This is a genomic window from Chitinophaga sp. S165 (assembly GCF_003182155.1).
Taxonomy (GTDB): domain Bacteria; phylum Bacteroidota; class Bacteroidia; order Chitinophagales; family Chitinophagaceae; genus Chitinophaga.
Genome location: NZ_QGTG01000002.1, coordinates 1303044 through 1315847, shown reverse-complemented (window position 1 = coordinate 1315847; position 12804 = coordinate 1303044). Strand labels below are relative to the sequence as shown.

Below are 12804 nucleotides of genomic sequence, written 5' to 3'. Positions count from 1 at the left end.
ATTTCTGCCCCTCTTTTTTTCTCCTTTCTATTTGCAATTAACTGCTTATTATTGCGTTATAACAAAAACCCCCAATTGTTATGCGTCTAACCTTAACCATTCTTTGTGCCATCTTAGTCTTTACCGCCTGCGAAAAGGATTCGGAACCTGAAGTAGCGCGTAAATTCCTTTCTTTTGATATGGATAGCATGATAGTGGTCGCAGAGAACCCTAATGCAATTGTTTCCGTTGCAAATCTCACTGACACAGACCCCAATAACGATATTGATAAACTCACTATAACGGCCAAAGGAGCCGAGAACGAAGAGGTGACCATCATCCTGCTTGGAAGTGCTGAAGGACTGGCAAAAGGCTCGTTCTATTCACAGGATGGCAACTCTCTCGCTGTATACTATCCTAAAGTTGCGTTATCTCAGATTGCCAATCAAAACCACGGAACGTTCACACTAACTATTACCAATGTAAAAGACAGCCTCATCGAAGCTTCTTTTACCGGCAAACTAGTTGATACAACCGGTGCAATGGTTGACAGACAAGCTGCCTTCGGGTTCCTCAGGGCTATTGTTAAAGCAGGTTAGACGAATGACAAATGATCATATTGTCTTTTTAAAATGGCAGCATCATCTGCTTCTAACCACTTCTTCAATAGTGTGGCATAAACACTCTTGAAGTCAACCTTGTGTTGCAGGTCTCCTTCATTCAAATGTTCCAGGTCAGGGCTTTCGTTCAATAATCCCTGTTGTTTTAATCCACCGCTGATCATGAACATATTATTGGCAGTCCCGTGATCAGTACCTCCGCCTGCATTCTGTTCCACGCGACGTCCGAATTCGGAGAACGTTACAATGACCACATCCTGGAAACGGTTGTTATTTTTCAATTCTTTCACTAGTGCAGCAATGGCTTCATCCAGGCGATGCAATTGTGTTTGCTGGGCCGACAACTGATTCACATGCGTATCAAAAGCACCGTGGGATACGTAGTATACTTTCGTACTGATATCAGACATGATCAGTCTTGCGATAGTCTGCATATTCTTTCCCAATTCCGTTGACGGAAAGATCTCTTTCGTCTTATAAGTTTTGAATTGTTCTTTGATATAAGCTGCAGATGAAACCGTTGCGCCCATTGTTTTGTAGAGGTAGTCAACCGGCTCATGATCATCAACAGTAATTTTACCTTTTCCTTCCTTCTGCAGCAATTCTTTGAATAGCCGGTCATTAGCGGCGGCCTGCAATTTATCAGGATCCTTTACTGCCAGTCCTTTCTGCAGATCGCCTTTCATAGCCAGGCTTAAGGTATCATCAATTTCCAGTGCCTGCACCGGCTTATCACAGCCTTTACATTGCGCGTCCAGGAACCTTCCGATCCATCCGTCACCCCAATTTTCGGAAGATGTACTGGCAGACTGCCAGATGTCCATAGAACGGAAATGTGACCTGTCAGGATTAGGATAACCTACACTGTTCAAGATCGCTAATGATCCTTCGTCGTACAGGCCTTTTAAGCCCTGCAATGCAGGATGTAATCCCATTTCATCTGTAAGGGACAATGCATTCGCACGTTGAATACCCAGTGTCGGACGCATGCGATAATAAATATCATTCCGGTAAGGGATCACAGTATTCAATCCATCGTTACCACCAGAGAGCTGCACTACCACCAATACTTTGTTGCCTGCCGGTACGAGGTTATCTTTTTCTAATGCCTTCAGGAATTTCGGCATCATCATGGAAGCTGAAGCCAATGATCCAACCTGTAAGAAACGTCGTCTATTTAAGATCATCATAAACTATATTTTTTAATTGGATACATCAGCACAACTGATATTCCGGTGTGCCCATAACTGCTATTGCAACTGTCTTTATATAAGTTTCGCGGGAGGAAGCATCTGCATAATTCTCCAGCAATTGTTTACTCACATTCTTATTAGCCAGCAACAAAGAACCTGCAATTGTATCCGCCAGTTTTTCCCGTGGTACTTTCTCATAATCTTTCAGGAACACATCCCAGTTGATGACGCCTTTTATCTTTCTTGCATATTGTCTTTTCACAGTTTCATTCAACTGCATAGTGGCTTTATAGCTACCCATGCCCATTTCAGGGGTGATCTCTTTGGGTGTGATATTGAATTCCTTCTCGTACAAGATCATCTTCGGCAGCTGCATGCGGTACATCAGGCTGGAACTGTCTATCCAGCTGCGTCCGCCCGGCCAGCCGGCAACATTAGGCGGATAAAACAATACCTGTCCCAATACCTGCTGAAAAGATAACATAACGGCTTCACGTTCGAAGTTAACAGGAACGGTCCTACGCAGTCCGACCAGCAGTTCTACCGGCGATTTGATCCTTCTGCCTATAAGGCGTTGATCATAGAACCAGTCAGCATTAAAGATGTGTTGCATCAGTGCGCCTATATCGTAACCCGACGTATAGAACTTTTCTGCCAGTGTGTTTATTCTCGCGTCATCAGGCACTTCATCCACGAAGTAACGGTATATTTTTTCGGTGATGAACTTTGCCGTTTCTTTCTGCTCCAATAGTATTTTCAGTATATCATCACCAGTAAAATTGCCTGTCTTACCGAGTATTGTTTTATTACCGTAGTCATGCCGCTTTTCTCTGAATACAAAGTTGCCTTCATTATCATATCCCCATCCTGTAAACGCTCTGGCGGCTTCTTTGATGTCTGTTTCTGTATAATATCCGCGGCCCATTGTAAACAATTCCATTACTTCACGGGCAAAGTTCTCATTCGGATGAGCTTTATAATTCTGCTGATTGTTCAGAAACTGTAACATTGCAGGAGTTCTGGATACTGCGGTTAACAGCGTGCCGAAATTGCCCAATGCATTTTCACGTATTACCTGGAGCAACTGCTGACTAAATAATACATTCTGTGTACGACAAGCGAAATGACCATGCCAGAAGAGGGCCATCTTTTCACGTAGCGGATGTTGGCTCTGCACCATTTCGTATATCCATGACAAGTTAAGGTCTTTGATACCTTGCCTGTTCATTTTAGCCAGTTCTTTCTTTTCCTCCGGCGACATCTGTTTTGTTCGTTCAGGAAGATCAGATTCATCCATTACTTTCAGGGGAGCCTGCTGATCTTTATCAGGCCCAGTCAGGATCTTGCTGATAACCTGCCTGCGTTTTTTGTGGGTCCATTCTTCGATAACGGGAAGTGAAGCGCCGAAGCCAGCCCTCCACGCAAGGTGTTGCATTTGTAGCTTTTCAGGAACAGCTGCCATATAGGAATTGATTTCGGGTTTGACGGCAATGAGCACCGGAAGTTTAATGACGGACGCGAGATTTAATATAACGAAATTGTTAACAAGTTAAGGGAGATTCTTTCCCGGAGTATCTCCCCTTGTAACAAAGCAGCCCGCCAGGGCGGGCTGAATGCAGTGAAATATATTATCTGAATTTCCACACGGGGTAGCTGCTACCTTTTTCGAAGACACTTTTTTCGGGTGGCAGTTCCAGGAAACCATCAGCTTGTAACAATGCGGCCAGGTCACCAGAGCCATGATAGGGCGGTGGTAATGCAATTAACTGCCCACCAGCTACAGGATGCAGTCTTACAGGCAGGAAATAAGTTAATGGTGCCGCGAATTGGATATCGTCGCCCAATACAGCGTGAGGAACAGGCGGTGCTGCATATTGCAAACATGCCCGCAACCAGGGCAATACATAGCGGTAGCAGCACATAAAGCCTGAAACCGGATTACCGGGAAGGGCAAACACAACCGGCCCATTTTCAAACTGCCCAAACAGGAAAGGTTTACCAGGTCTCTGCTGTACTTTATGAAATATCTGCTGCATGCCCAGCTGTTCCAGCACAAGTGGCAGGTAATCATATTTTCCGGCCGATACAGCCCCTGTACAGATCCAGACATCTGCAGTCCTCAAAGATTCAAATAACTGCCTGATCGCAGTCTCATCGTCATGTACATGGTAACATTCGGCATCAATCCCCAGCTCTTTTAAAGCTGCTGCCAAGCTATAAGAATTAGAGATCCTGACCTGATGTATGTCTGGCGTTTCGGCAACCGGCACCAGTTCATCACCTGTTGCAATAACGGCAACTTTGGGCAGGCGGCTGACGTTCACCAATGTTTTGCCAACAGATGCCAGCACGCCAACTTCAGCAGCAGTCAGTAACGTACCGGCAGGTATCACCAGCTGACCGGCAGCAGCATCGGAACCCTGACGGTGGATGTGTTGTCCTTTTTGGACGCCTGCATTAATAGTGAAACGTTTGAACCCTTCGTGCTCGGTGGCAATGAGATGCTCATATTGTATCACTGTATCTGTCAGTTCAGGCATGATAGCGCCTGTCATCACCTCCATGCAGTTAGCAGTATTCGATAGCTGTTTACGGGGCATACCCGCAGCCTGCATATCTTCTACGCCAAAAACGGTCTGCCCTTTTTCATAGCTCTCATAATCTATTGCGATACCATCCATCATTACTCTGTCATATGGAGGAAAATCTCTATCGGACAATACCGGCTCCCGCAGGATGCGGCCGGTAACAGCTGTAAAGGGTAACTGTTCCATTCCAAAATCACGAACAGTACCCATTATAGCAGCATATGCGGCAGTTACATCTATCAGCATTCTTTTGGTTGTTTGGTAGCTTTAGTTGTAAATTTATTCCATTATGAGCAATGATTCAACTAAAGAGGGATTTTCACACCTGAATGCGGCCGATCAACCGGTAATGGTAGATGTGAGCGGAAAGACTGAAACGACACGCGTGGCCGTGGCAGAAAGCAGGGTATTCCTACCGGAGATAGTAAGACAACAATTCAGCGGTAAAGATATTCAGACTAAAAAAGGCGCGGTATTCCAGACCGCAATACTGGCCGGCATTATGGCCGCTAAAAAAACACCGGACCTGATACCTCTTTGTCATACATTACTACTGGATGGCTGCCAGGTGGAAATAAACCTCGAAGGCGAAGAAGCTGTAGTGCGTTGCACCATCAAAACTACCGGAAAAACAGGTGTAGAAATGGAAGCGCTGACAGGCGCAAGTGTGGCAGCCCTGACCATTTACGATATGTGTAAAGCATTTACGCATGAGATGGTGATCAGGCAAACACGCCTGCTAAGTAAAACAGGTGGTAAAAGGGATTTCTAAAAACAGTAAGATGACAGCGCCATTAAAAGGACTCATACTCTGCGGCGGCCGCAGTACACGCATGCAACAGGACAAAAGCCTGATCGCTTATCACGGCATGCCACAGTGGCAATATCTATATCAGTTAGTTCACAAAATTATACCTGACGTATATCTTTCCTGCCGGGAAGAACAGAAGCCTGCATTAAGTGAAGACGTACCGCTTATACTCGACAGTGTTGACGGAGGCGGACCTTCAGTAGGACTACTCAGTGCGCATAAAGCATTTCCTGATGCAGCATGGCTGGTACTGGCAGTAGATCTTCCGTTGATCAGTGAACAGAGCCTGAACTATCTTGTTTCGCAAAGACAGGCATTGAAAGATGCTACATCATTTATCAGCCCTGTCAATCATTTGCCCGAACCATTGATTGCAATATGGGAACCATCGGGCTTGAAAAAGCTGCAGCAGTATTTTGATGAAGGGAAGAATTGTCCGCGTAAGACATTGCTGCAATCTGATATTCTACAGATAGAGAATCCATTTTCAGCAGAACAATTTAATGCAAATACTCCTGAAGAGATGAAAGAAGCAGAAGGACAGATCTCTCACGGGTGAGCTGCTACCCATATTTCACCGTCTTCAAAATATTCCTTCTTCCAGATAGGTACAGTTTCCTTTAACGTATCAATCGCATATTCGCATGCATCAAATGCAGCTGCGCGATGTGGCGATGCGACAGCAATAACAACCACTACATCTCCCGGTTGTTTTTCACCAACAATGTGTAGTATAGCTATTCTCTTCGCGCCCATTTTTTCAATAGTGTGATCTGCTATTTTTTCCATCTCCAGTAATGCCATAGGCTCATAACATTCGAAAAAAAGTTTAGTTACTTTTTTTTCTTTTGTGATGTTCCTTACATTTCCAGAGAACACTACAACGCCGCCACAGTCAGGCCCTTCAACGAAGTCGAGTGCTTGTTGTACGGTTACATCGCTATCTATTTTTATTAGTTTGTTCATGATAATATCAATAAGCGAATTTAAATACTTTGAAGGAAAATAATTTTTATAGATCAGTGGAAATGAGGTAATATTGAAGCCTTAAAAATTGTTTGTCATGAATCCTATAGTCGAGAAAGTTATACTGATTGCTTCTATTGCAGGCATTCTGTCTCCAATCATTCCATTCTTGAAATACAATGCCAAGCTAAGAAAAGCTGATGAAGAATGGGAAGCCCTGGTTGATCAAATTATAAAAGATTTTCTGGCTAATCCTGAACGGTATAGGAACAGCTGGAAGGACGAAAAGCTGTAGTTGTTCCCCCTAAGGACAATCGTGCGCTTTTTCCTATCCTATAACATTAAAATTACCATCCATTGGATCAGATGACATCTCATCATGAATCTCAAACCTATGCACATATCGTTGGTGCCTGTAGCGGCACATTGATACTTGTAATAGCCAGGGAGATTCCAGATACTTATTGGATTAAGTCTTACCTGATAATGACGGCACCTTCCATCTCGGTATATCTATCTACTATTGCAAACGAAATAAAGTCATATGTTATAAAACGATATCATCACGTTAAAAGTCTACGTGAAGAGAGGAGAATTATCCGAAGAATAAAAGCACTAAATAAATACCCACACGTTACGGATAAGGATATTAATTTGTTGACCAAGATGGTCTCAGATGCGAGAATACGCGAAATAAAAAAGATGATCAATTCATTAGTCGACTAATCTCATCCTCCACTTACCGGCGGTATTACCGCAATTTCATCTCCTGGTTGTAACACATCTTCATCGTTGGCATATACTTTATTGACTGCTATCATCAGGGAACGTAACTGCTCCAATGATGGATATTTTGTATACAACCAGGTTTTAAGTGCTGCTACTGATGTAATCCCGTCTACCGTAATAACAGGGGCTCCTGCTATGTCTTTCGCTATGCCGAATAGTAATATGCGCATATCCCTTCATCAAATTTGGATAAAGCTACGATAATGTAGTAATTTTAAACAGGTGACATATCAAAAAACTATAAGATGAAAATCAGGATCAGGGGTAACAGCATCCGCTACCGTTTGGACAAAAAAGACATTGAAGCGTTAAAAGCTGATGGGAAAGTAGAAGAAAGCACGAGTATCGGCGACGGCAACCTTCATTTCTGCATTAAGGCAAAGGGGGGCAGTAATGCGCCTTTTATTAAACTGGAAGGTTCTGCCATCCATCTTTCCTTTCCGAAAGAACAGGTAGAACAGTGGACCGATTCTGAACAAGTAGGGTTCTCCGCAGAAATTCCTAATGCTGATGGTTCCGTATTAAGCATCCTTGTTGAGAAAGACTTTAAATGCCTGACTGAACGCAGTGAGGATGACAGTAACGCATTTGACAATCCTGCAAGCAGCTGTTAATCATCCCCTTGCGTTTAAAGTCAGTATAATAACCTGATGGTATTAACCACATACTACCTTAAAGTATAAAACAGCTGCAGAAGTTACTATCTTTTTTAATAGGCTATAAAATATTACCTGACACTGACATAACAGCCACAATTTATTGAGTTTTCCGTTTTGCGTAAATCTTTTTCCCGATTTGATCATTGAGGTGGTCATTCCTGATCGTTCTTTGTGGAAAATCTGTCAAATCGATGTTCGGCAGCTTTAATAAAAGCTTCAAATGAGCATTTTCCTATATCTAATTCCGGGGAGATGACAGACAAAAGTGTCAATTTAGAATCTGATTCATGAAAAAAGTATTTGGCTGGTTACATCTCTGGTTGGGAATAGCTTCTGGTCTTGTGGTCCTGATAGTGGCAGGTACTGGTAGCCTGCTCGTATTCGAGGACGAACTGGAACATGTATTCATGCGGTCCTTTTTTTATGTGGAGGTACCGGCTAACACTGCCAAACAGCCACTGGATAACCTGACCGCCTACGTTCAACGGGAAAACCCCAAATATAAGCTTGGCAACATCACTGTAGAGCCCGAGGCTGACCGTAGCGTTGTCTACCTTTTACGGAAAGGGAAAGCCAAAGGCTCAAAGAATCAGTTGTATGTAGCAGTCAATCCTTACACCGGCAAGATCATTGAATCTATTCCGGGCAACAAACGGTTCTTTACCGTTGTATTGGACCTCCACCGTTTTCTCTGTATGGGCGAAACCGGTAAACTCATTACCGGCATTTCCTGCTCTATTTTCGTCATCTTGATCCTCACCGGTCTGATATTATGGTGGCCCAAAAGGAACGCCCGCAAACAACGCCTCCGTATAAAATGGGATGCGTCTTTCAAAAGGCTTAACTGGGACCTACATGCGGTATCTGGCTTTTATGTGCATATCGTACTGCTGGTTATTGGTCTGACGGGCATTGCATGGAGCTTTAAATGGGTGAACAACCTGATCTATCTTGCTCTTGACGGTAATACCAAACAATATAAAGTACCACCACCTCAAAGTCTGCCGGTAAAGAACAGTGGTATTGCTTATCTGGACAAGATCGTGGCTACGACCAATGAAAAATTGCCATACGAAGGAACGATTACCATCCGTTTTGCCGATAATGATAGCCTGTCTCTCGCTACTTCCAAAGAGAATAGGACGAGACACGCTAATGTGAATGATTTCCTTTATTTCCAGGCCGGAACGGCCAAACTGGTGCAGGTACGCCTGTATGACAATGACAGCAAAGCTAACATCACCCGGAAATGGATGTATGCGTTACATAGGGGAAGCATATATGGCATACCAACTAAAATAATATCGCTGATCGCAGCTCTGGTTGCGTTTAGTTTGCCGATATCAGGTTTCCTGATATGGATGGGTAGGAAGAAGAAGAAAAAACCAGCGGCTAAAGTAAACGTTGTCAAAGCAAAAGCGTTACCCCTGGATAAGCATTCTGACGCCAGCATACAATATCAATAATGCTGTAGCACCTTCCACAATCCGTGGTTTCAGGACTGCTGCACTCAAACGGGCGCCTATTTGTCCGCCGACAATAACTGACAATAAAAGCGGGCCTGCAAAGTGAAGATCAAATACAATCTCTCCTTTGCTGGCCTGCCCCAATAAGCCTCCAATAGAATTTACAAGTATAAATACACTACAGATCCCCGCTATTTTCTTCGCTGTATCATAACGCCCCAAACGTAATACCGGCGACAAATAAATACCTCCTCCAATTCCTGTCATACCTGATAATAGCCCGATCGCAGCACCGACAACACCATATTTATATGTCTTCTGTGCATGAGGATCTGGTACATATTCCTTTTCAAGGAACAATTTATAACACATCAGCAGGGCTGCGGTTGTCAATGCTATACCCAACAGCAGAAAGAAAGTATGTTGTTTCAATGGCAGGTAACTACCTGCAAAGGCAAATGGCACACTGATCACACTTAATTGTAGAGCCCTTTTAAGCGGTAACTGGCCTGCACGATAAAAATGATAAACACCTCCGGTTACCACTACCACATTACAAAGCAGCGCGGTAGACTTCATCAGTTGGAAGTCAACACTCCATAATGCCATCAGTGCGAGGTAACTGGAACCTCCGCCAAAACCGGCGGAAGCATATAAAAGGGCTACTGTAAAAAACAGTATACAAAGTTCAACAGACATAAGTCAGCTTAATAAGTGTTCATTTCGACATCAATCTCGGCAGCCCACGCATGGATACCTCCTTCAATATTGTATACCGCAGGGAAGCCTGCTGCATCCAGTTGTTGCGCTACGGCAAGGCTACGCATACCGTGATGGCACAATAAAGCAATTGGCTGGTCCTTTCTCAGTTTCGGAACAATACTTCCTATCATTCGCATAGGTACATGCATGGCCTGTGGTATATGGCATATTTCCCATTCGTCCGGTTCTCTTACATCTATCAATTGCAGTGGCTTTTCTGTTTCCAGCCAATCCTGTAACTGATGTACAGAGAGGCGCTTCACGCCCCCAACGTCGCAGGGCTGGTCGTAGCTTTCCTGCAGCTCTGTAATATTATGATTACCCGGAACAGGTTTGATCTGAAAAGTGTGATGAATGTTATAGAGCGTATCGATTGTCAGCAGCTGGTTGCTCAATGGCTCACCGATACCGGCAATGATCTTTACTGTTTCATTTGCCTGGTAAGAACCGATGATACCTGGCAATATACCCAATACACCAATGTCACTACAGTTCAGCATAGTGCCTGGCTCTGGCTGTTCAGGGAACAGGCAACGGTAAGTGGCGCTACCCTTGTAGTTGAATACACTCACCTGCCCTTCATATTTGTGGATAGCCCCGTATACAAAGGGTTTGTTGAGTATTACACAAGCGTCATTCACCAGGTAACGGGTACCAAAGTTATCCGTGCAGTCCACCACTACATCATAAGGACTGATAATATCCAGTGCGTTATCGGGTGTTATCCAGGTATCGTACATAGAGAATTGTACTTCCGGGTTCAGCTGATGTAAGCGCTGTACGGCTGTCTTTAATTTCGGGCTACCTACTTCGTCTGTGTTGTAAATGACCTGTCTTTGCAGGTTCGTGAGAGAAATATCATCGTGTTCTACGATACCGATCTTTCCAATTCCCATTGCAGTAAGATATTGCAATACGGGCACTCCCAATCCTCCTGCACCTATTACGAGTACTGCTGCGTTATTGAGCAGTTGTTGTTTTGCGGGACCGAAGCCTTCCAGTTTCAGGTGTCTGTCATATCGTTGCATCATCCGTTCTTTATCCTTTTAGACATTAATATTGAATCACCATATGTACCATCCGTTTGCTTAAATCCCTGAAGCAAACGTCCATATTCCAGGAAACCAAAGTTACGATACAACTGGATAGCTCTTCCATTATTTGCAAATACATTGAGATGGATGATTTCCAACTCTTTGTGCTGCTCCGCCCAACGCATGGCGGTAGTCATTAACCGGCGGCCGATACCCATATTCCAGTACTCATGCAGAATGGCAATTCCTAATTGCCCCAGGTGGGCTTCTTTCTTCAGATCTGATTGTTTGATAGTAATGGAACCTGTAAGCCGATTCTCTACAATTGCCAGTAGGTGAAGGTGCCTGGACTCATTGCATAGAGCGTTGATAAAGGCCCTTTCGTCAACTACAGTCAGCTCCGCCGCTTCCTGCCTGGTCATGAGCAGGAAATCTGTTTCCGTAGTTAGTTGCCGGAATAACGCCAGCAATGCCGGAGCGTCTTCCAAAAGGGCCGGGCGCACCAATAATACCTGGCCATTGGGTAGAAAGTGCTGCATACTACAAATGTAACGACAAAAAAAAGCGCTGCAACATATGCAACGCTTTTATATTATTTTAATTATTTCTTATTTATAGTACGATCTTATCTGCACCAAAGTAAGGCTGGAGCACCTTCGGAATATTAATACCGTCCGCCGTCTGGTTATTCTCCAGGATACAGGCCAAGATACGGGGCAATGCCAGGGAGCTGCCATTCAACGTATGTACCAGCTGTGGTTTACCTCCGCCATCTTTAAAACGGATCTTGGCGCGGTTTGCCTGGAAAGCCTCGAAATTAGATACGGAGCTCACTTCCAACCATCTTTGCTGAGCGGTACTATAGACCTCAAAATCGTAGGTCAGCGCAGAACCGAAGCCCATATCACCGCCACATAACCTCAGAATACGATATGGCAGTTCAAGTGCTTTCACCAGTTCCTCTACATGTGCTACCATTTCGTCCAATACCTCGTAAGACTTATCAGGATGTACTACCTGCACTACTTCCACCTTATCGAACTGATGCAGGCGGTTAAGACCACGCACGTCCTTACCGTAAGAACCAGCTTCGCGGCGGAAGCAAGGTGTATAACCGGTCAGTTTTACTGGCAGGTCACTATCTTTCAGGATCTCATCGCGGAATAAGTTGGTCAGCGGTACTTCGGCAGTTGGGATAAGATACAACTCATCCTCAGTTACAAAATACATCTGCCCTTCCTTATCAGGCAGCTGTCCTGTACCATAACCGGAGGCCTCGTTCACCAGGTGAGGCACCTGGAATTCCGTGTACCCTTTGCTGGTATTATAATTAAGGAAATACTGGATCATAGCGCGCTGTAAACGTGCACCACGGTTCTTGTATACTGGAAAACCAGCACCGGAGATCTTATTTCCCAGTTCAAAATCGATCAGATCATATTTCTTCGCCAGATCCCAGTGGGGAACCGCTCCTTCATGTAGTGCAGGAATATCACCACCTTTGCGCACTTCTACGTTATCTTCCGGTGTTTTACCCGGAGGTACCAGCGCAGAAGGCAGATTAGGCAGTTTTACCAGCGTATCATGCAACAGTTTTTCTGCAGCGGCCAGTTCTTCGTTGATAGGGTGCAGTTTTTCGTTCAGAGATGTTACTTCCGATTTACGGGATTCCGCTTCTTCTTTCTTCCCCTGGGCCATCAGCTTACCTATCTCTTTTGACAGCGAATTAGCTTTAGCCTTAGTTTCATCATACTCAAGGGTTAATTTCTTGCGCTTGTCGTCAAGCTCTATTACCTGATCTACCAGTCCCAGCTCCTTGAAATTTTTCAAGGTAAGCCGTTCCAGTACCAGGTCTTTGTTTTGACGAATGAACGGAACTTGTAACATTTTAGGATTTATTAAATTTCAGCAAATATAACAGTCAATTAGGAATTGGG

At 44.3% G+C, this 12804-nt stretch carries 15 protein-coding genes; 6 read left to right on the top strand and 9 right to left on the bottom strand.

The genetic code is table 11. The features are described from left to right. The first annotated feature begins 80 nt into the window (after nucleotides 1-80). Entirely contained in the window at nucleotides 81-578 is a 498-nt protein-coding gene (locus tag C7475_RS13650; protein ID WP_110053887.1) for a hypothetical protein, read from the top strand. On the opposite strand, the gene C7475_RS13645 is transcribed toward C7475_RS13650, so the two are convergent. The 3 genes from C7475_RS13645 to C7475_RS13635 form a co-directional block, all read right to left on the bottom strand. Further along, on the bottom strand, nucleotides 575-1789 hold the full coding sequence (locus tag C7475_RS13645) for a DUF1501 domain-containing protein (RefSeq protein ID WP_199236220.1): 1215 nt from the start codon (nucleotides 1787-1789) through the stop codon (nucleotides 575-577). The two genes, C7475_RS13650 and C7475_RS13645, sit on opposite strands and share 4 nt — an antisense overlap. 25 nt (nucleotides 1790-1814) lie before the next feature. After that, nucleotides 1815-3254 carry a DUF1800 family protein gene (locus tag C7475_RS13640; RefSeq protein ID WP_233259846.1) on the bottom strand — a complete coding sequence of 480 codons (1440 nt, stop codon included), beginning with the start codon at nucleotides 3252-3254 and terminating at the stop codon, nucleotides 1815-1817. A 166-nt stretch (nucleotides 3255-3420) separates the two neighbouring features. After that, nucleotides 3421-4626, bottom strand: coding sequence for a molybdopterin molybdotransferase MoeA (locus C7475_RS13635; protein ID WP_110053886.1), 1206 nt, complete (start codon nucleotides 4624-4626; stop codon nucleotides 3421-3423). A 43-nt stretch (nucleotides 4627-4669) separates the two neighbouring features. On the opposite strand from C7475_RS13635, the gene moaC reads away from it, so the two are divergent. After that, complete coding sequence (gene moaC / locus C7475_RS13630) at nucleotides 4670-5152, top strand: cyclic pyranopterin monophosphate synthase MoaC (RefSeq protein WP_110053885.1); 483 nt, start codon at nucleotides 4670-4672, stop codon at nucleotides 5150-5152. A 10-nt stretch (nucleotides 5153-5162) separates the two neighbouring features. Next, nucleotides 5163-5750 (top strand): molybdenum cofactor guanylyltransferase, encoded by a 588-nt coding sequence (locus C7475_RS13625; protein WP_110053884.1) that lies wholly within the window; start codon nucleotides 5163-5165, stop codon nucleotides 5748-5750. Here the strand turns inward: C7475_RS13625 and C7475_RS13620 are convergent. Then, nucleotides 5741-6157 carry a molybdenum cofactor biosynthesis protein MoaE gene (locus tag C7475_RS13620; RefSeq protein WP_110053883.1) on the bottom strand — a complete coding sequence of 139 codons (417 nt, stop codon included), beginning with the start codon at nucleotides 6155-6157 and terminating at the stop codon, nucleotides 5741-5743. The two genes, C7475_RS13625 and C7475_RS13620, sit on opposite strands and share 10 nt — an antisense overlap. Before the next feature lie 97 nt (nucleotides 6158-6254). Between C7475_RS13620 and C7475_RS13615 the strand changes: the two genes are divergently transcribed. Continuing rightward, nucleotides 6255-6452, top strand: a complete 198-nt coding sequence (locus tag C7475_RS13615) for a hypothetical protein (protein WP_110053882.1) — start codon at nucleotides 6255-6257, stop codon at nucleotides 6450-6452. A gap of 433 nt (nucleotides 6453-6885) precedes the next feature. On the opposite strand, the gene moaD is transcribed toward C7475_RS13615, so the two are convergent. Further along, entirely contained in the window at nucleotides 6886-7116 is a 231-nt protein-coding gene (moaD, locus tag C7475_RS13605; RefSeq protein ID WP_110053880.1) for a molybdopterin converting factor subunit 1, read from the bottom strand. A gap of 75 nt (nucleotides 7117-7191) precedes the next feature. Between moaD and C7475_RS13600 the strand changes: the two genes are divergently transcribed. Both C7475_RS13600 and C7475_RS13595 read left to right on the top strand, forming a co-directional pair. Further along, nucleotides 7192-7560 (top strand): hypothetical protein, encoded by a 369-nt coding sequence (locus C7475_RS13600; RefSeq protein WP_110053879.1) that lies wholly within the window; start codon nucleotides 7192-7194, stop codon nucleotides 7558-7560. A gap of 332 nt (nucleotides 7561-7892) precedes the next feature. Continuing rightward, entirely contained in the window at nucleotides 7893-9071 is a 1179-nt protein-coding gene (locus tag C7475_RS13595; protein WP_110053878.1) for a PepSY domain-containing protein, read from the top strand. On the opposite strand, the gene C7475_RS13590 is transcribed toward C7475_RS13595, so the two are convergent. From C7475_RS13590 to serS, 4 genes are all read right to left on the bottom strand, one after another. Further along, the gene (locus C7475_RS13590) at nucleotides 9027-9770 is read right to left on the bottom strand and encodes a sulfite exporter TauE/SafE family protein (protein ID WP_110053877.1); all 744 of its coding nucleotides are present in this window, start codon (nucleotides 9768-9770) and stop codon (nucleotides 9027-9029) included. The two genes, C7475_RS13595 and C7475_RS13590, sit on opposite strands and share 45 nt — an antisense overlap. A gap of 8 nt (nucleotides 9771-9778) precedes the next feature. After that, entirely contained in the window at nucleotides 9779-10864 is a 1086-nt protein-coding gene (locus C7475_RS13585) for a ThiF family adenylyltransferase (protein ID WP_110053876.1), read from the bottom strand. Further along, nucleotides 10861-11406 carry a GNAT family N-acetyltransferase gene (locus C7475_RS13580; protein WP_110053875.1) on the bottom strand — a complete coding sequence of 182 codons (546 nt, stop codon included), beginning with the start codon at nucleotides 11404-11406 and terminating at the stop codon, nucleotides 10861-10863. Before C7475_RS13580 ends, C7475_RS13585 begins: the two co-directional genes overlap by 4 nt. Before the next feature lie 73 nt (nucleotides 11407-11479). Next, nucleotides 11480-12754, bottom strand: a complete 1275-nt coding sequence (serS, locus tag C7475_RS13575; RefSeq protein ID WP_110053874.1) for a serine--tRNA ligase — start codon at nucleotides 12752-12754, stop codon at nucleotides 11480-11482. Nucleotides 12755-12804: the final 50 nt, after the last annotated feature.